The following is a 19214-nucleotide window of genomic DNA, read 5'->3' on the forward strand; positions in this document are numbered from 1 at the left end:
TACGGGGCTTTAGTCGCTTGTTGGCAGAGTTTCTAAGGGCAATTTTAGGGTGACAAATACAACAATTTTAACTGATAGATTAGTTAAAATTGTTGTAAATCAAACAATGTTTATTCAGCCGACCCTCGTGGCACGTAGTGTCGCAGGGAGGAATGCCGCTTGCATTGTAGCTGTATGTTCAGCGATTAACTCAGCAATGCAAAGGATTGATTGAATGATGAATGAACTTAAATCTACCTTAGAGCAGGCCTTTGAAGATCTTGCTCCATTAAGTGAAAACCAAATCCTATCGCAATGCTTTAGTGTGTTAGAGCAAATGCCAATGGCTATGTCGGTAAGTGATTTAAACGCAAACTTTATGTTTGTAAATAAGCGGTTCGCCGAGATCACCGGATACGAGCAAAAGGATTTGATTGGAAAAAACCATTCTTTACTTAGTTATAAGACAACGCCAAACGAAGTCTACCAAGGACTATGGGCTTGCATTAGTAGCGGAGGGAGTTGGCAAGGGCGTTTAGTTAACAAGAAGAAAAATGGTCAACGCTATCTTGCAGAGTTATCGATAACCGGCTTACGTAACCAGCAAGGCAGTATTACCCACTATATGAGTGTTCATCGAGATATTAGTGAACGCCATCAGCAACAAACTATAGCGGCTAATCAAAAGTTGATGGTTGAGGCAGTGCTTAATACAGCGCCGGTTGCTATCGCCTTGCTCGACCAAAGTCATCAAGTTGTATTAGATAACCTTTCTTACAAAACCTTGCGCAGCGATTTTAGCGATGAGCCTGTAGCGATTGCTTTAAAACAGTTAAAAGGGAAACAGGAAGTTGATGGCTCGTTTAACGAAGGACAGACTTTTAATGTTGAAGTAGGTAAGGGCAAGCGTAAACGCTGGTTTAGCTGTTGCGTATCTACTGTGAATATCAGCGGGTCTGAAGTTGATGATTATTTTGTACCTAAAGTTAGCCGCTACTTGGTTATTACCTTAAGTGAGGTAACCAAGGAACGACGCCGCCAAGCCCAGCAACAGTTATCAGAACTACGCCGTTCTACCGAAGAATCAGAAGCCTTACATAGTATGCAAGAGGCGCTGCATGCGGCAATTCATCAGATCCAAGGGCCAATCAACATGATTGATTCAGCCTTACAGATGTTTTGTGGGGTATCAAATAGTTGTGCCAGAACGGCAGCAATGCAAGCAGGTTTAGAAGCGGGCCACGCTGCAATTGCCCAACTAGAAAGCGCCTTACCCCGTAAACCTTACGAGGCTAGCCAGTCGGTAAACATTAATCAATTGGTGCATGAAGTGACCGAGTTATCCAGCGACCGTTTATTAAATCGCAGCATAACCATGCAACTAAGTTTAAACGGTACCTTACCTTCGTTAACTGGCCAGCCTTCTCGTATTCGAGTGGCCTTAAAACAGCTTATAGATAATGCGATAGAAGCTATCGATTACGGCAAGAAAACACGCCGTGAAATTGTTTGTAGCACTCAATTAGTTGATGACGAAATAGAAGTCACTGTCGAAGACAGTGGGCCTGGCATTAAAAAGGAGTTACAGCTAAAGGTATTTGAGCCTTTTTACAGCACCAAACCAAGTAATAACAGCGGATGTCGTGGTGTTGGTTTGAGCATTGTGCAACAAGTAGTGAGTGAACACAGCGGTACCGTTCAGTACTTATCAACTTCATTAGGCGGCTGTAAAGCTCGCATCGTTCTTCCTCTTCGTAGCCGTAAGCGAGGTGAATAATGGACTATTCAACAAAACGAGAATCACATATCGCCGAGCAACACTTGGCAGCCTTGTACGACGTAAGCAGCGTATTAACCAATAGCTTGGATTACAAACAAAGCGTAAACAAAGTGCTGCAAGTGTTACACGACAAAGCCATGTTACAACATGCAATGTTAGCGCTCATTGCCGAAAACGAGCAAATGCTTAGTGTTGATACAGTGCACACGCCGAATCATGCCAACGACAGTGTTGCTAAAAACATTCGTTATCGTCCAGGCGAGGGCATCGTTGGTACGGTGTTAACACAGAAACAGCCTATTGTTTTAAGCAAAGTGTCTAACGATTTACGCTTTGCAGATAAACTTGATTTGTACGCATTAGATTTACCGTTTATTGCCGTACCGATTAAGAAATCCAATGAAGTATTAGGCGTACTAGCCGCTCAACCACAAATAGATGCTCCAGAAAAACTAGCTTTGTTCACCCGGTTTTTAGAGATGACCGCAAATTTAATCGCAAAAAGTGTATTACTTGCCAAAGACGTCGCCGTACAAACTGACCAATTGGAAGCTGAACGCGACAGATTAAGGCGCAAAGTAAGAAGCAATTACAGCATGGACAACATCGTTGGTCATTCTCGGGTAATGCGCAGAGTGTTTGAGCAAATTCGCTTGGTGTCTAAATGGGATAGCACGGTACTTATTCGCGGTGAATCGGGCACCGGTAAAGAGCTTATTGCCAATGCTATTCACTACAATTCGCCCAGAGCTACCGGACCTTTTATCAAACTTAACTGCGCAGCCTTACCCGACAACTTGTTGGAGTCGGAGTTGTTTGGTCATGAAAAGGGCGCGTTCACCGGAGCGGTAAAACAGCGCAAAGGCCGTTTTGAAATGGCTGACGGTGGCACTCTGTTTTTAGATGAAATTGGTGAAATCTCGTCTGCGTTTCAAGCAAAACTGTTGCGAGTTCTTCAAGAAGGCGAGTTTGAACGGGTAGGCAGTACCCAAACCATTAACGTAGATGTGCGTATTTTAGCGGCAACAAATCGAAACCTAGAAGAAGAGGTTAAACAAGATCGTTTTCGTGAAGATCTGTATTACCGACTAAATGTTATGCCTATGTTCCCGCCACCGCTGCGCGACCGAATTGAAGACTTACCCGACTTAGCCGAGTTTTTAATTGAAAAACTGGCTAAACAACAACGGCGCAAGCTACAACTTACCGATGGCGCCATTCGTATGATGATGGCTTATGACTGGCCCGGTAATGTTCGTCAATTGGAGAACCTGCTCGAACGCGCATCTGTGATGAGCGAAAGTGGGGTAATTGATCAAGATTTAATTGTTATCGATGGTTTAGATGGTCCTAAAATTAGTCCACGGCCAAGCATCGAAAAAGTTAACTTGGAAAGCCAGGAAATGGACGAGAGGGAGCGAGTTATTGCAGCCTTAGAGCAAGCTGGATGGGTGCAGGCTAAAGCAGCTCGCCTGCTCAATATGACACCAAGGCAAATAGCTTATCGTATTCAAGTAATGAATATTAACGTTAGACAGCTTTAATGGAACAGCTGGCATTTAGCGATGTAACCGACCTATGCCAGTTTATGCAACAGCGGCTTAGCTATACAAATCAACAACAGCGTAAGCAAGCCGCTTTAAATGGCTTCTGGTGGAAAACTCCGGCTGAAACCTTACGCGATGGTCATGGCTTTTGTTATGACCTAGCCGCTTTTACTCTTCATCATTTACAAGCCCTAGACCTATTAGAAACAAAACTCTTGTTTGTAGCTTGGGGAGATTTTGGCAAAGTCTCAAACTCTGGGCACTTCGTTTGCACTTTCCAACAGGACCAAGACTACTACTGTATCGACAATGGTTTTCTAAAAGGCCCGTTAAGTTTAGCGTGCCTACTAAAAACCGCCTCTAGGAATAGAGCGATTACAGTTTACAAATGGTTTTTGCCAAATGAAATTTGTTATCACCTTAGCTACCTAGGCATGAACAAATTTGTGAAAAACGCATGTTAGCAAGGCTGTCGTGTTTCCAACAAACACGACAGTTAAACCCACACGTTTCAAGCAACTGGTTAATAAGTCACTGTAATTAAATGAAAAGTTTTTTGGAATGGCCCTTGCACTAGCTACTTTATAGTAGTGTACAAGGAAGCTTTTCATGACAATACAACCACTTAAGCAAGCCAATGGAGAGAATCCGTTAAGCGCACAAGCCAGTAAACAAGCTGCTTTAGTAGCAAAACATCCGTGCTTTTCAAAAGAAGGCCATCAGTATGCGCGAATACATTTACCTGTAGCGCCTGCTTGTAATATTCAATGTAATTACTGCAATCGAAAATTTGATTGCAGTAATGAAACCCGACCCGGCGTCGTCTCTAAGTTGCTTTCTCCAGCAGCTGCAGTAAAGCGTTTTGTAAAAGTTAAACAGCATGTTCCAGAAACCCAAGTAGTAGGTATTGCTGGGCCAGGAGACCCTTTGGCTAATCCCAAGGCTACTTTGGCGAGCTTAAAGGCCATAGACAAAGTAGATTCAGATGTTCACCTATGTGTTTCTACTAATGGTTTGGCCTTAGCAGATCAACTTGAGTCGCTGATGGAAGCAGGCGTTAGGCATTTAACCATTACCATTAACTGTATTGATGCTGATATTGGCCAACGTATATACCCTTGGGTGTATTTCAACCAACGTCGCTTGAGGGGCAGAGAAGCAGCGCAAACCCTAATTGATCGCCAATTACTGGGTTTAGAAGCGGCTATTAAGGCGGGGATGCTAGTAAAAGTTAATACGGTATTGATCCCAGGGATCAACGATTTCCATATTGAATCGCTGGCTAAAGAATTGGGTAGATATGGTGCCTTTATTCATAACATCATGCCGCTAATCTCTGATCCAGCACACGGTACTTACTTTGGTTTAATGGGTCAGCGAGAACCCACCAAGCAAGAGCTAAACCTTGCTAGAGAGCAAGCCGGTCAGAGTATGCAGCAAATGACTCATTGCCAGCAATGTCGCGCTGACGCTGTAGGTAAGTTAGGCCAAGACATAGATTTGGCTGCGCTCGAGAATAGTGAGCCAGCACAGGTAGCAAGGTCGATACAGGTTGCTGTTGCTAGTAGTAGTTTGAGCTTGATTGATCAGCATTTTGGCCACGCCACGCAGTTTTCTATGTATCGAGTAAGCGCAGACGAGATTACTCAGTTAGATGACTTTTCTTGGCAGCAGTATTGCCAAGGCAGTGAACAGTGCGATGACTCCGCAGTCAAAGATTTAAGCCAACTAAAACACGTCGACACAATTTTGTGTAGTCGAATTGGCCATGCTCCGCAGCAGGAGTTGTCTGCAATGAACGTAAAAGCAAATACCGATTATGCCTTGCGGGATATACGGGGCGCTCTTGAAGATCTTCAACAGCAGTTAGCTGCGCAACAGGCAAATTCAAGCAAATCCAGCTGTAGCATGGGGGAGTGTAGCTAATGGCCTTATCAATTACTAAATCATGTATAGCGTGTTATGCCTGTAAAGAGGTTTGCCCCAGTAAAGCCGTTACCAGTGGCGATAAACAATTTTCGGTTATTGCACACCGCTGTGATGAGTGTGCAAACAATGTTAATGGTGCTCAATGTGCTCAAATTTGCCCTGTTGAAAACGCCATTGTTGATGCAAACGGTTGTGCGTTAAATCCACCGGGGTCGTTAACCGGATTGCCCCAAGAAGCCAACGTTATTGCCTTAAGTTAGGAGCGTTTATGGAAATACAAACTCTTCAAGAAACCACTAGTTTTATAGGTACAGAGTGGCAACAAGCTTTATCTCGGGTTTGCCCGCCAATGTCTATGCACAATAGAAATTGGTTTAAGTTGATCATTCATAGTCAGTTAAATGGCCAAGCCGAACTGCCTTATGGTCTTGGCTTAGATAATGCCAGTTATATGGACTTAAAACGGGCTATTGCTAGTGACGATATTAGTAAACAAGAGCTTTTGTGGAAACAGCCTTTTAAAGCGGGTTTGCGTAAACGCGCTCAAGTACTAGAAGAAGTATTTGAACTACGCATGCAAGAACGCAACGAGCTAAGTGCGCTGCTATTTGCTCAGTGCAACGACAAAGTGCCTTTTGCCTTTCAAATGGCAATTATTGTGGCTACTGCCTGTTTATCTCAATCGCATCTTTGGCATAGCTTAGGGCTGCGCAACCGCAGTGAACTTGGTGAATTACTTAAGTACAACTTTCCGTTATTACATCAGCAAAATACTAACAATATGCGCTGGAAACGTTTCTTTTACCGTCAGCTTTGCCAACAAGGTGGGGACTACGTTTGCAGAGCACCAAGTTGTCAGGAATGTTCATCCTATTCCGAATGCTTTGTTGATTAAAACTGTTTCAAAGGGCTAATTAATTTAGCCCTTTTTTCTTGTTTTAGGTCTTCGTTATATACCTAACAATACAGCGTAGATTGTTAACTTCGCTACAGCTATTAGTCACCTTACTTTGTTGCTCAACCCTAATGTTAACGGGTTTTTTAACGATATTTGATGGTTGGTGTCGTGCTTGCAATAAGGTAACTAACGATGCGGTTAGTTCGCATTTGTTCAATTTAACTGAGCGCCTAAAGGCGTTGTATAGGTGCGAATATGACCTTAAGAGAACTTAATAATACCAACCAACCATTAATGGGAAAAATTAAGCTTTGCAGTGAGCTAGGTCCATTTCTTAGTGATAAACGAATAAAGCTTTTAGAGGCCATTACTGAATACGGTTCTCTAAGTGCAGCAGCTAAGTCTATTCCTATGTCTTATAAAGCAGCTTGGGATGCGCTAGATGCAATTAACAACTTATCTGAACATCCTTTGGTCATTAAAAAAAGTGGCGGTAAACATGGAGGTGGAACTCAGCTGACCGATTACGGAATTGGCCTGTTAAGTTTATACCGAGCCTTAGAGCTTGAGTACCAACAAGCTTTTGAACAATTGAAGCCGAAAATTAACGACCCCTGTGATGAGCAGCTAAACGTAGTTGAATTTAGACAACTAATGCGCCGTATGAGTTTGCGTTGCAGCGCAAGAAATCAACTACTCGGCCAAGTTGTATTGATTGATAAAAAATCAGTTAACTGCTTAGTTAAAGTGGCAATAAGCCGCCAACTAACCGTTAACGCCTTATTGTCTATGGAATCTGTAGAAGAGCTAAATCTTACGTTAGGAAGCGAAGTATTGTGCTTGATAAAAGCTTCTCAAGTAAGCATACGCAAAGGTGCAGATACCGCCAAAAGTAACACTAACCAATTTGTAGGGCGGGTTAGCCGTATAAACAAAGGTCCAGACAACTTGGATATTAGTGTCCAGCTAGCCGAACAAAAAAACTTATCCGCTATTGTTCCAAGCGTACTTGAGGAACAACTCGATATAAAAGAGCAGTGCCAAGTAGCCGTCTCTTTTAGTGCATCCGCAGTCATTATTTGTAGTTATTAAACTCTAGGAAGTAGTAATGAAAAAACTATTAAGCAAGTTATGTGTTAGTTGGGTTTTACTGGTTGTAGCAACACTAAAGATAACAAGCCTTCAAGCGGCAGAAATTAAAGTTGCTGTTGCTGCAAATTTTTATAAACCTGTTTTGGCCTTGGTCGAACACTACCAAAAAGAAACCGGGCATCACGTTCAAGTGTCTGCTGGTTCAACAGGTAAGTTATATGCACAGATTAAAAATGGTGCGCCTTTTGAGGTGTTTTTAGCTGCGGATCAACAACGACCTAGTTTATTAGTGGAAGAGGGATTAGCTGAGCCAAAAAGCCAGTTTACCTATGCCCTTGGCTCTTTGGTGCTTTGGTCGAACAACCCAGAGTTAGTGGACGGCAAAGGTGAAATACTAAAAGAAGAATTAAAGCATATCGCTATTTGTAACCCTAAAACGGCTCCCTATGGGGCTGCCGCGGTTAGCGCAATGAAAAATCTTGGTGTTTACAACAAACTTGAGCCCAAATTTGTAGAGGGGCAATCTGTTGGACAAACCTACCAACAAATTAGTTCTGGCGCTGTTGATCTGGGTTTTGTTGCTTTATCTCAAGTACTCGTTGATAAGCAGTTAAATGGCGGTTCGGTATGGTTAGTGCCAAATGAGCTGTACTCACCAATTAAACAAGACGCAGTGTTACTCAAGCAAGGCAGTAACAATGCGGCCGCAAAACAATTTTTAGCGTATTTGCAAACAGAACAATCTAAACAGCTAATTAGAGATTTTGGATACGACGTTAAGTAGTCAAATGGCAAAGGAGTGCTATATGCCCGATATAACAGTGGTTTATCTAACGCTTAAGTTGGCCTGTGTTGTTACTTTGGTGTTATTGATTATTGCCACGCCATTGGCGTGGTGGATGTCGCAAACTCAATCGTCTTTAAAGTCACTAATAGGTGCAATGTTCGCGTTGCCGCTAGTGCTACCGCCAACTGTATTGGGTTTTTATCTACTGCTGCTGCTTGGGCCAAACGGCCCTTTAGGCAGTTTATCTGAGCAACTAGGAGTAGGGCGATTGCCATTCACCTTCACTGGCATTGTGATTGCGTGTGTAGTGCATACCTTACCGTTTGTTGTGCAGCCCATGCAAAATGCTTTTGAAGCAATAGGTAAACGCCCCTTAGAAGTAGCTATGACGTTACGTGCAAGTCCTTGGCGAGTGTTTTGGAAAGTCGCTTTTCCGCTTGCTAGGCCAGGATTTTTTGCCGCTGCTATTTTGGGCTTTTGCCACACCATTGGAGAGTTTGGCGTAGTGCTTATGATTGGCGGCAATATTCCAGGTGAAACGCGAGTGATGTCGATAGAGATATATAACCATGTTGAGGCATTAGAATATGGACAAGCGCATTGGTTAGCGGGCGGAATGCTGGTGTTTTCATTTGTTGCCTTGTTAATTATCTACAGCTTGAATGATTTTACTAAACAGAGGCTTAAACTATGTGCTTAGAATTGCAATTGCACAGCCAGCGTGATGACTTTACGTTGAACATTGAGCTTACGCTGCCCCAAACAGGTGTATCTGCTTTGTTTGGCCCTTCGGGTTCTGGTAAAACCTCGTGTTTACGCGCAATGGCTGGTTTAGATCGTTTTAGTGGTAGCTATTTTTCTGTTAATGGTGAGGTTTGGCAAGATGATAAGAAAGGGATCTATCTTGCTACTCATCAAAGAGAAATTGGCTATGTATTCCAAGAGGCCAGTTTATTTCCGCATCTAAATGTAGAACAAAACTTGTTGTTTGGTCACCGCTTAACACGTCCAGAAAAACGAAAAGTAAGTATTAGCGATACCTGTGAGTTATTGAGTATTTCACATTTATTAACACGCAGACCCAGCTGCTTATCGGGGGGAGAACGCCAGCGTGTTGCAATTGCCAGAGCTTTGCTAAGTTCACCAAAGCTATTGTTAATGGACGAACCGCTATCAGCATTAGACGCTACTCTAAAACAAGAGATCATTCCTTATTTGGAAAGGCTACACCAGCAGCTTTCGATTCCGGTTGTATATGTAAGCCACGACTTAGAAGAGGTTAAACGTTTAGCCAATTATATGGTGTTTTTAGAACAAGGGCGGGTAAGCCAGCAAGCTTACTTAAGCAATTTAAACCTAGAACCGCAAGCGCGAACTCAGCAACATTACTTAAAGGCTGTATGAAAAATGAAAGAGTAGGGACGGTTAGAAGGTGGTATTCGCGAGTGGATTTGAACCACCGACCCCTACCATGTCAAGGTAGTGCTCTAACCAACTGAGCTACGCGAATATCGTTTTAGATTTTGGTACAACCGAGTGGATTCGAACCACCGCCCCCCACCATGTCAAGGTGTAATACCTATAGAAGACTTGGCTAGTATCAGTGTATGTCTAGATCCGACACAATCTGTTTACGGGGTGCATGGTATGATTGTGCCAGATTTGTGTCAACAGCTAGAAACAAGTAACAAACTGTTTGCTTATTCAGTGAGCTATTCGGCACAATATTACCAAGGTGATTCTATTTAGTACCCAATACCGAATGAATGACTGACTAAAAAGTCACTACACTTTTCTTTTGATAGGTTAGTCATAGAACTCACTTTTCGCATGGTTTCCAGTTTGTGCTTAATTTGACTTGTATTGTAGTCAGACATTCCGTAGCAACTGCCAAATATCCTACAAGAGTTGGGGTTACTGCTTGTTTTTAATAGTTCCATGTTTAATTTGTTGTAGGCGAAACCCAAGAAAACCATGCGTGATGTTCTTCCCATCGCGTGCCTTATAGCTAGAATTTCACTTTCCTCTACGTCAGTACTTTCTGTAAATGTTTTGATTGATTTAGAGATAGATAAAAGCTCATCTGGTGTGGGTACCATACCGAACTCAATTACTTCTTCACTTCCTTCTTGCCATGAGAATCTACCAACCTTGCCGTAAGGGTGGTAAATATCGATAGAGTTAACTAAATCGGCTGCTTTTTCTTTAGGTAGGTCATAATACTTCATCAGGGCGTGATAGAGAAAATGCTCTATACACCTGTCATAATTAAAGATTATAAGTGTGATTAACTTAAACCTAGCCTCCAACTCATCAGAGGTGCAGTTTTCAGTTAGCTTCTTGAAGAACTCTAAATACCAAGTGTTTTTAATTAGTTTAAAGTCAAGCTTGTTGTTTTTATTACCGGCATATGTTTGTGAAAATAGGCTTTTTCCTTCAGCTTCTAAGATTGATTCGACTATCGCGAGTTTTCCTAAGAATGCGACTTCTGGGTTATCACGCCTTGAATCAATGTAATTATCTATGGATATCGAAAGATGAGGTAGTACTTCGGCTATTTTCTTTCCAGTGTCTATCAAAGATTTAAATTTTTCGTCACTTTCAGAGTAGTCCGTTATAGCTTTATACATCAGCTTACTTCCTTTTGCTGGCTCTCTGTAATGCGTGAACTCTATGCACACTTTGTCAGCGATAATGCCTTTAAGTTTGTCTCCTACAGGCAGATTTAACTCAGCACTTGCTCCAGCTCCAACAATGTAAACAGTTTGCAATTCTAAACCCTATACTCATACACTTTTGATTATGTTATCAAAAGGATTGTTACAAACCAATCTACTACAGCTTTAAACTACTGATTTGACGCTGAAGTTAGCAATGCTCTTTCTTGTTTCAGTGTGCCTTTGCTCTTGCTTTAGAGACTGTTTGGAGACGCAACTGTATGAAGTCAGTAATCAATTCTGGGGATAGTTGTTTTAATGAGTAGCTGCTGAAGTGGGATTTTAATCTGCGGTACTGGTAGCGGTGACTGTTAACGTAGCCCTTGTGATAAACACCACGGCTTTCTACATAGTAGTCAATTGCTTGGGGCACTGAAGTGCTAAGGGATATTGGTTGATTTTGATATGACATTGGCACAATCCTGATTCGTTTGAGTGAATAGATTGTGTCGAAGCTTGGTACAACCGAGTGGATTCGAACCACCGACCCCCACCATGTCAAGGTGGTGCTCTAACCAACTGAGCTACGGTTGTATTGTGAGGTTTTAGCCTACGGCGAGAAAGGTACTGTAACTGCAGGCATGCGTCAACTGCTGATAATGATTATGAGAACTGAATGTTCAATGATTAAACAGTGTTTCTGTAATTAGCATAAACAAACTCAAAAGCATCAAAAGATGTTGCTTTAAACTCACGTACAGCTATCGAGTATTTGCTTCCATTGTTTTACGTGTTTGCGGTTAGCTTGTTTAAATTCTAAATGTATAGTGCTTGCGCGTGCTAACAGTTCGGCGTGTGACTGCTGCATTAGTGGAGACAAAGAATTTATAACTGCATTGGCACTTTGATCGAGCTCAGCAAGGTAGTCTTGCACCTTTACTGCATAAACGTTAGTTAGAATATTGCGTAAGATATCGTAATCGGCTTTGCTTTCTTGGCAGGAGAATTGACGAGCATCTAGCGCCATGGTGACCTTGTTAAGCCAAGCACTAGTTGCATTAAGCTCTTGAAGGAGAGCCAAAATAGTTACGCCTTTTTGCAGCTTTTCACTTAACTGCAGAAGTTGTTTCTTGTTTATGCTGTGGCTGGTGACCAGCTCACCGTGTATGTGGCTTAACTCTGTTAAGTTTGTAGCAAGCGCTCGGTAGGAAGGAAGCGGATTTTTGCCAATAGCTTGTTGGCTAGACCACAAGTGCCTAATGCTTAGTTCGTTAACCAAAAAGTTGTGCCAGTAAACATTAATTGCTGCACGTTTTGTATCGAGTATGTGCTGTAGCGAGGCTTTTAGCTGAGCATCTATGTGGTTGTTGGCTAAGCAAGTTTGTAGCCCGCTTATCAAATCAATATGCCAAACCAGCGTGTAGTCGGCACTAGCATGTTTACCTAAGCTCGAATTCTTCTCGAAAACCAGTTGGTCTAATCCGCAGTGTTTAAGGGTAATGCTGTCTAGCAGTGATAGTGATAACGCTGGCTCTTTTTTTAAGTAGTCCCGCCAATAAATTTGTGGAAGTGAAGGTGTTTGTTTCGGAGCCTTTATTGAAATGGAAAGCACTCTATTTAACCTAGAGCTATAGTCTTGAAAAAGCCGCTCACTAAGCGGCTTTTGCCAATAAATTAGCCCATAAGAAAATGCACCTATACCCAGTGCTAAAAATGAGTAAACAACAAGCTGTTTTTTGCTCATGCTTCCTTATTTATTAAGTGAAGTTTGTCTGGGTTATTGCTCGCCCAAATTAGTCGCCAGCACAAACCAATAGCGCAGGCAGTTAGTGCTAGTACTATGGCTATCCAGAAACCGATCACTCCCATTGGCTCTTCGGTTAAATAATCAGTAAATGTAAGTATAGATCCAACACCTAAGCCAATTGGCCAAAAACTAATTAGGGTAACGATTAAAATGAAACGAGTATCTTGATAACCCCTAAGCGCACCGGCGCAACATACCTGCATTGAATCTGATAGCTGATAGGTGGCCGCTAACAAAAATAGTGGAGCTGCAATGGCAGCTACGGTGGTGTTTTCTGTGTACCAAGCGATAATGTCGTGACGAAATACGATAGTTGCGGTAGCTATAAACAAGGTAATAATAATGGAAAGTATAATTCCGCTATAGGCGCACACTTGTGCTTTATCTAGCGACTTTTCACCCATAAAATTGCCAACACGAATAGTAAGTGCGATGCCAATGCTTAATGGCAACATAAATACCATTGAGGTGAAGTTAAGCGCAATCTGGTGAGCAGCTACAATGTCTGCGCCAAGTGGCGATAACAGCAAAGCAATCATAGAGAACAGCGTTACTTCAAAAAATATGGCGCCGCCAATTGGCAAACCTAATTTGAATATTCGCGATACGATTGGCCAATCAATCCCTTGATATCGTTCAAACAAGTTAAGTGGTAATAAGGTTTTACTTCTGGTGGCGTAAATCAACATGGCTACAGCCATGAACCAATTAACCATTGCCGTGGCAACACCACAGCCGGCGCCACCCAGTTTTGGCATGCCAAACAAACCATTAATAAAGATGTAGTTAATCGGGATGTTTATTAGCAAGCCCATTATGCCAATGATCATAATGGCTTTAATGTTTGAGCAGGCCTCGTTAACCCCTCGCAATACTTGGTATAAAGCAAAAGCAGGCAATCCAAAACTAACAAAATACAAGTATTGTTTTGTTAGACCAACTAGCTGCTCTTCGACATCCATAATGTTAAAAACATTAGGCGCAAACCATAAAATGGCCCAAGCAGCAGCGGCAAGAAACATCGAAATCACCAATGCTTGGCGAAATATGTTGCCGCCCCTATGAGCTTGTTTTGCACCGATTTGATAGGCAACTAGAGGCGTAACAGCCATTAATATGCCTTGTAGTAACAAAATAATTGGGTTAAAAAAGCTAGCGGCAACAGCCACAGCGGCTAAATCGGTAGGGCTTACCGAGCCTGCCATAATCGTATCAACAAAACTCATACCGGTTATGGTAAGTTGAGCAACTACAATTGGCCCTGCTAGCCGCAGTATGGCAAAACACTCTTTGGAAAATCGTTGTTTAAAACCCAGGAAAAAATGCTTCATGTTCACCGGAATTGTTCAGAATAAAAGAAAAGTAGTCAAAGTCGAGTTATCACCAGGATTTATGCAGCTCTGGGTTGATTTAGCGGATACCGAAGGCTTGAAAATAGGCGCTAGTGTGGCCGTAAACGGAACTTGTTTAACGGTGGTAAGCATTAGCGAACAAGGTGTTCAATTCGACTTGATTCAAGAAACGCTAAGTCTAACAAACTTAGGCACAATAAAAGAAGGGGATTTAGTAAATATTGAACGCGCAGCGAAGGTAGGGGACGAAATTGGTGGTCACCTTGTCTCTGGCCATATTCATAGTACTGCTAAAATAATTGAGTTGTTACCAACAGAGAACAACTTAGCTATTCATCTAGCCTTAGATAAGGCGTGGCGCGATTATGTTATCTATAAGGGCTTTGTGTGTGTTGACGGCGCCAGTTTAACGGTTGGAAAACTGAGTGAGCAGGGGTTCTGGCTGCACATTATTCCCGAAACCTTGCGGGTTACTACCCTAGGTGACAAGCAAGTAAATGATTTAGTAAATATTGAAATAGACAGCGCAACTCAGACAGCGATTGATACCATCAAAAACTTGGCGGTAAGCGGTGACTTAAAACGTTGGTTAAGTTAAAAGTACTGCTCGTCGTCGGCGTCTACAAAGGCCAATAATTTATCGTTGCTTTCATCAACCTGTAAACGACAGTGTATTGGGTTACAACATACTCGACAGTCTTCATAAAAGTCTTGGTCACCGTTACTCGCATCCATAATAAGGGGAGTGTGGTGACCACAGGTTGGGCAAGAAATCATTTTTTCGACATAGTTTTTCATAACAACAACTCCAATATGTCCACTGTCTAATTATGGTTCAAATTGGTGAGATCAACGAGTATCAAGATCAATAAACCATAAGCTATTGAAGTTATCTGCTCAGACCTTTAATATTGCCCATCTTTTAAGTGCATTAAGTACTCAATTTTATCGACTAAATCATGTGATGTTTGGTAGGCATCACCACTGTATGAGCAAGGATAAATATGCCAGTTATTACTCTTCCTGACGGTAGTCAACGTCAATTCGAAAACCCAGTTTCAACTATGGATATCGCAGCCGATATCGGCCCAGGCTTAGCTAAAGCGTGTATTGCTGGCCGTGTAAACGGTGAACGTGTAGATGCCTGTGAACTTATATCTGAAGATGCTCAAGTAGCGATTATCACCGCTAAAGACGAAGATGGTTTAGAAATCATTCGTCACTCTTGTGCTCACTTATTGGGGCATGCCATTAAACAAATGTGGCCTGAAACTAAAATGGCTATTGGTCCTACTATTGATAATGGCTTTTACTACGATATCGATTTAGAGCATTCGCTTACTCAAGAAGATATTGAGAATCTTGAAAAACGCATGAAAGCACTGGCTAAAACTAACTACGATGTAGTTAAAAAGACAGTGCCTCTAGCGGAAGCAAAAGCGGTATTTGAACAACGCGAAGAACCATACAAGCTCGAGATTATCGAAGGTATTGAGGCAAGTGCCACTCCTGGGCTTTACCATCACGAAGAATATGTAGACATGTGTCGCGGTCCACACGTACCTAACATGAAGTTCTGTCATCATTTTAAATTGATGAAAGTAGCTGGTGCATATTGGCGTGGCGATAGCAAAAACAAAATGTTGCAACGTGTATATGGCACCGCATGGGCAGATAAAAAACAACTAGCTGCATACTTAAAACGTCTTGAAGAAGCCGCTAAGCGCGACCACCGTAAAATTGGTAAGCAGCTAGACCTTTACCACATGCAAGAAGAAGCACCAGGTATGGTGTTCTGGCATGACTCTGGTTGGACTATTTTCCGTCAGTTAGAAACTTATGTACGTGAGCAGTTAACTAAGTACGATTATCAAGAAGTAAAAGCGCCGCAAATTATGGATCGTAGTTTGTGGGAGCAATCAGGACACTGGGATAAGTATTCAGATGCAATGTTTACTACTCAGTCAGAAAGCCGTGAATACGCTGTTAAGCCAATGAACTGTCCGGGTCATATTCAAATCTTTAACCAAGGTTTGAAGTCTTACCGTGATCTACCGTTGCGCATGGCTGAGTTTGGTTCTTGTCACCGTAACGAACCATCTGGTTCTTTACATGGTTTGATGCGTGTGCGCGGCTTTACCCAAGATGATGCACACATCTTCTGTACTGAAGACCAAATTCAAGATGAAGTAGCTTCGTGTATCGACATGGTTTACGAAACATACAAAACCTTCGGCTTTGAAGAGGTTGAAGTAAAACTCTCTACTCGTCCAGAGCAGCGAGTAGGTGACGATGAAACTTGGGATAAATCTGAAAAAGCCCTGGCTGATGCATTAACATCAAAAGGTATCGAGTTTTCTTACTTGCCGGGTGAAGGTGCGTTTTACGGCCCTAAAATTGAATTCACACTCCACGATTGCCTAGATAGAGCATGGCAATGTGGTACTGTTCAGTTAGATTTCTCGATGCCAGGCCGTTTGTCTGCCTCATTTGTTGGAGAAGACAATGAACGCCATGTACCAGTAATGATTCACCGCGCCATTTTAGGTTCACTTGAACGCTTTATTGGTATTTTGACAGAGGAATATTCTGGCTTCTTCCCAACTTGGTTAGCTCCTCGACAGGTTGTTGTCATGAATATTACCGATAAACAGGCTGATTTTGTCCATCAAGTAGTAAAAAAATTAAATAAACAGGGCATTAGAGCCATTGCGGACTTGAGAAATGAGAAGATAGGCTTTAAAATCCGCGAACATACTCTAAAGCGTATTCCTTATTTGTTAGTTGTCGGCGATAAAGAAGTCGAAAGTAATGAGGTTGCGGTTAGAACTCGTAAGGGTGATGACTTAGGCAAATTTGCAGTTGACAAGTTTGTTGAGCAAGTTAAGCAAGAAATCACCAATCGTGACAATAATTGTATTGAGGTATAAATTATAAAAACCGGAAGACGTGGTCAGCAACAAGCTGCAAGAGCACATAAGATAAATGAAGAAATTCAAGCTCAAGAAGTACGCCTTAATGGCTTAGATGGCGAGTCCATCGGCATTGTAAGTTTGAATGAAGCGCTAAACATAGCCGAAGAATCTGGCGTTGATTTAGTTGAAATTAGTCCGAATGCTGAACCACCTGTTTGTCGGGTCATGGATTACGGTAAGTTCATTTACGAAAAGAGTAAATCTGTAAAAGAACAGAAGAAGAAGCAAAAACAGATTCAGGTTAAGGAAATAAAATTCCGACCTGGAACTGACGAAGGCGACTATCAGGTAAAACTACGCAACCTGGTTCGCTTTCTAGAAGAGGGTAATAAAGCTAAAGTAACGCTACGTTTCCGTGGTCGTGAAATGGCACACCAAAGCTTAGGCTTTGATCTTTTAAATCGCATTAAAGGTGATTTAGAAGAACTAGCAGTTGTGGAAGCTTTTCCAAAAATGGAAGGTCGCCAAGCTGTTATGGTGTTAGGCCCTAAAAAGAAGTAACTAAGGCATCCAAGTAACAAACAGCTTACTTTAACGAGTAAGCTGTTTTTGTTCGCCTTTAGTTATATGTTGTTAAACTCGCAATGCGGAGTGCATGTAAATGCCAAAAATGAAATCGAATAAAGGCGCAGCTAAGCGCTTTAAGAAAACTGCTTCTGGTGGTTTTAAATACAAACAAGCTGGTCTTCGTCACATCCTGACTAAGCGCCGTACTAAGGTAAAACGTCACCTTCGTCCGAAGGGTATGATTGCTGCATCTGATGTTGCATCAATTGTTCGCATGTTGCCGTACGCATAAGTTTAGAGGAAATTAAGAATGGCCAGAGTTAAACGCGGTGTACAAGCACGTGCACGTCATAAGAAAGTCTTAAAACAAGCCAAAGGTTACTACGGAGCACGTTCACGTGTTTATCGCGTAGCCTTCCAAGCGGTAATTAAAGCGGGTCAATACGCTTACCGTGACCGTCGTCAGCGTAAACGTCAATTCCGTCAATTATGGATTGCACGTATCAATGCTGCTTCTCGTCAAAATGGTTTGTCTTACAGCCGTTTCATTGACGGACTTAAAAAAGCATCTATCGAAATCGATCGTAAGATCCTAGCTGATATTGCTGTTTTTGATAAAGCAGCATTCACAGTATTGGTAGAAAAAGCAAAAGCTGCTTTATAAGTTTTATCAAGTTTGTGAAAAGGGAGCTTAGGCTCCCTTTTTTATTACCATTTTTTCAACAAATTTGGCGTTAATCCCACCAAGTTAAAGCATCAACTTCCATTACATTTTAGCGTCTGCTCAAATACCCAACAAACTCCTATAAAAATCCTTAGCAAACAAGCTTCCGCGCTAGCCATCAGCGACTCATTAAAGTACTATTTCCGGTCTTATTAAACACTAAAAATCAGCCGTTCCCTTGGTGGAATATGAGGAAATCATGCTAGATCTTGATGCGCTAATCAATCAGGCGAAGACTCACATAGAAGCAGCTTCTGCGATTAACGAACTCGATACCGTTCGCGTAGAATACCTAGGTAAAAAAGGGTTAATGACTAAACAGCTACAGGGACTTGGCAAATTATCGCCTGAAGAGCGTCCTCAAGCTGGTCAACTTATTAACCAAGCTAAACAAGCTATCCAAGAAGCATTGAATCAAAAGCGCGAATTATTGGTTCAGCAAGAATTAAACGCTAAATTGGCGGCGGAAACCGTAGATGTAACGCTACCAGGCCGTACCGATGAGATTGGTGGTTTACATCCGGTAACTCGAACAATTGAACGTATTCAAACGTTTTTTGGCGAGTTGGGTTTCCAGGTTAAATCTGGTCCGGAGATCGAAGATGGTTTCCATAACTTTGATGCCTTAAACATTCCAGAGCACCACCCAGCGCGTGCTGACCACGATACGTTCTATTTTAATCCTAATCTGGTACTACGTACTCAAACATCGGGTGTCCAAATCCGAACCATGGAGACGGAAAAACCACCAATTAGAATTATCTCTCCTGGACGTGTTTACCGTAACGACTACGACCAAACACACACTCCTATGTTCCATCAAGTAGAAGGCTTGATGGTAGATAAAAACGTTAACTTCACCGAGTTAAAAGGTGTGTTGTACGATTTCTTGCAAAATTTCTTTGAAGAAGACATGCAAGTACGTTTTCGTCCGTCATATTTCCCGTTTACCGAAACATCAGCCGAAGTGGATGTATTAGGTAAGAATGGTTGGTTAGAAGTTTTGGGCTGCGGGATGGTACACCCAAATGTATTACGTGCAGTAAACATTGACCCTGAAGAATATACCGGTTTTGCCTTTGGCATGGGTGTAGAGCGTTTAACCATGTTGCGCTATGGCGTTAACGATTTACGTTCATTCTTCGAAAACGATTTACGTTTCCTAAAACAATTTAATTAA

20 protein-coding genes and 2 tRNA genes are annotated in these 19214 nt (G+C 42.1%); 16 read left to right on the forward strand and 6 right to left on the reverse strand.

Features of this window, described 5'->3' with window-relative positions:
• Positions 1–214 precede the first annotated feature (214 nt).
• The 10 genes from nifL (at position 215) to modC (ending at position 9416) form a co-directional block, all read left to right on the forward strand.
• Positions 215–1756 carry a nitrogen fixation negative regulator NifL gene (gene nifL, locus ACYFDN_RS20805; protein WP_483512566.1) on the forward strand — a complete coding sequence of 514 codons (1542 nt, stop codon included), beginning with the start codon at positions 215–217 and terminating at the stop codon, positions 1754–1756.
• On the forward strand, positions 1756–3303 hold the full coding sequence (nifA, locus tag ACYFDN_RS20810) for a nif-specific transcriptional activator NifA (protein WP_016401524.1): 1548 nt from the start codon (positions 1756–1758) through the stop codon (positions 3301–3303). The genes nifL and nifA overlap by 1 nt, the downstream gene beginning before the upstream one ends.
• Positions 3303–3770 (forward strand): transglutaminase-like domain-containing protein, encoded by a 468-nt coding sequence (locus tag ACYFDN_RS20815; protein WP_483512567.1) that lies wholly within the window; start codon positions 3303–3305, stop codon positions 3768–3770. Before nifA ends, ACYFDN_RS20815 begins: the two co-directional genes overlap by 1 nt.
• 145 nt (positions 3771–3915) lie before the next feature.
• Positions 3916–5232, forward strand: coding sequence for a nitrogenase cofactor biosynthesis protein NifB (gene nifB / locus ACYFDN_RS20820; RefSeq protein WP_483512568.1), 1317 nt, complete (start codon positions 3916–3918; stop codon positions 5230–5232).
• Positions 5232–5495, forward strand: coding sequence for a 4Fe-4S dicluster domain-containing protein (locus ACYFDN_RS20825; protein ID WP_483512569.1), 264 nt, complete (start codon positions 5232–5234; stop codon positions 5493–5495). Before nifB ends, ACYFDN_RS20825 begins: the two co-directional genes overlap by 1 nt.
• Positions 5496–5503: 8 nt before the next feature.
• A complete protein-coding gene (locus ACYFDN_RS20830; protein WP_483512570.1) occupies positions 5504–6130 on the forward strand; it encodes a nitrogen fixation protein NifQ in 627 nt (208 codons plus the stop codon).
• A 258-nt stretch (positions 6131–6388) separates the two neighbouring features.
• Complete coding sequence (locus ACYFDN_RS20835) at positions 6389–7225, forward strand: TOBE domain-containing protein (protein ID WP_483512572.1); 837 nt, start codon at positions 6389–6391, stop codon at positions 7223–7225.
• A 16-nt stretch (positions 7226–7241) separates the two neighbouring features.
• On the forward strand, positions 7242–8009 hold the full coding sequence (modA, locus tag ACYFDN_RS20840) for a molybdate ABC transporter substrate-binding protein (RefSeq protein ID WP_483512573.1): 768 nt from the start codon (positions 7242–7244) through the stop codon (positions 8007–8009).
• A 22-nt stretch (positions 8010–8031) separates the two neighbouring features.
• On the forward strand, positions 8032–8712 hold the full coding sequence (modB, locus tag ACYFDN_RS20845; RefSeq protein ID WP_016401516.1) for a molybdate ABC transporter permease subunit: 681 nt from the start codon (positions 8032–8034) through the stop codon (positions 8710–8712).
• The gene (gene modC, locus ACYFDN_RS20850) at positions 8703–9416 is read left to right on the forward strand and encodes a molybdenum ABC transporter ATP-binding protein (RefSeq protein WP_483512574.1); all 714 of its coding nucleotides are present in this window, start codon (positions 8703–8705) and stop codon (positions 9414–9416) included. Before modB ends, modC begins: the two co-directional genes overlap by 10 nt.
• 29 nt (positions 9417–9445) lie before the next feature.
• Here the strand turns inward: modC and ACYFDN_RS20855 are convergent.
• From ACYFDN_RS20855 to ACYFDN_RS20875, 5 genes are all read right to left on the reverse strand, one after another.
• A tRNA-Val gene (locus ACYFDN_RS20855) sits at positions 9446–9522 on the reverse strand.
• A 235-nt stretch (positions 9523–9757) separates the two neighbouring features.
• Complete coding sequence (locus ACYFDN_RS20860; RefSeq protein WP_483512575.1) at positions 9758–10783, reverse strand: hypothetical protein; 1026 nt, start codon at positions 10781–10783, stop codon at positions 9758–9760.
• Between the two features lie 403 nt (positions 10784–11186).
• Positions 11187–11263, reverse strand: a tRNA-Val gene (locus tag ACYFDN_RS20865).
• A 157-nt stretch (positions 11264–11420) separates the two neighbouring features.
• Entirely contained in the window at positions 11421–12413 is a 993-nt protein-coding gene (locus ACYFDN_RS20870; protein WP_483512576.1) for a DUF3080 family protein, read from the reverse strand.
• Entirely contained in the window at positions 12410–13807 is a 1398-nt protein-coding gene (locus ACYFDN_RS20875; protein ID WP_483512578.1) for an MATE family efflux transporter, read from the reverse strand. The genes ACYFDN_RS20870 and ACYFDN_RS20875 overlap by 4 nt, the downstream gene beginning before the upstream one ends.
• Between ACYFDN_RS20875 and ACYFDN_RS20880 the strand changes: the two genes are divergently transcribed.
• Positions 13806–14426, forward strand: coding sequence for a riboflavin synthase subunit alpha (locus ACYFDN_RS20880; protein WP_483512580.1), 621 nt, complete (start codon positions 13806–13808; stop codon positions 14424–14426). The genes ACYFDN_RS20875 and ACYFDN_RS20880 overlap by 2 nt on opposite strands.
• On the opposite strand, the gene ACYFDN_RS20885 is transcribed toward ACYFDN_RS20880, so the two are convergent.
• Positions 14423–14626 (reverse strand): CPXCG motif-containing cysteine-rich protein, encoded by a 204-nt coding sequence (locus ACYFDN_RS20885; protein ID WP_152784874.1) that lies wholly within the window; start codon positions 14624–14626, stop codon positions 14423–14425. The two genes, ACYFDN_RS20880 and ACYFDN_RS20885, sit on opposite strands and share 4 nt — an antisense overlap.
• A 206-nt stretch (positions 14627–14832) precedes the next feature.
• On the opposite strand from ACYFDN_RS20885, the gene thrS reads away from it, so the two are divergent.
• The 5 genes from thrS to pheS all read left to right on the forward strand — a co-directional run bounded on the left by thrS (position 14833) and on the right by pheS (position 19214).
• Positions 14833–16758: a threonine--tRNA ligase gene (thrS, locus tag ACYFDN_RS20890; RefSeq protein WP_483512581.1), complete on the forward strand. Its 1926-nt coding sequence runs from the start codon at positions 14833–14835 to the stop codon at positions 16756–16758.
• A 3-nt stretch (positions 16759–16761) separates the two neighbouring features.
• Positions 16762–17304 (forward strand): translation initiation factor IF-3, encoded by a 543-nt coding sequence (gene infC / locus ACYFDN_RS20895; protein WP_084681800.1) that lies wholly within the window; start codon positions 16762–16764, stop codon positions 17302–17304.
• Positions 17305–17404: 100 nt separating this feature from the next.
• Positions 17405–17602, forward strand: coding sequence for a 50S ribosomal protein L35 (rpmI, locus tag ACYFDN_RS20900; RefSeq protein ID WP_016401507.1), 198 nt, complete (start codon positions 17405–17407; stop codon positions 17600–17602).
• A gap of 18 nt (positions 17603–17620) precedes the next feature.
• Complete coding sequence (rplT, locus tag ACYFDN_RS20905; protein WP_016401506.1) at positions 17621–17974, forward strand: 50S ribosomal protein L20; 354 nt, start codon at positions 17621–17623, stop codon at positions 17972–17974.
• Positions 17975–18233: 259 nt separating this feature from the next.
• The gene (gene pheS, locus ACYFDN_RS20910) at positions 18234–19214 is read left to right on the forward strand and encodes a phenylalanine--tRNA ligase subunit alpha (RefSeq protein ID WP_016401505.1); all 981 of its coding nucleotides are present in this window, start codon (positions 18234–18236) and stop codon (positions 19212–19214) included.

The sequence above is a fragment of the Agarivorans sp. D1326 genome, assembly GCF_056958115.1.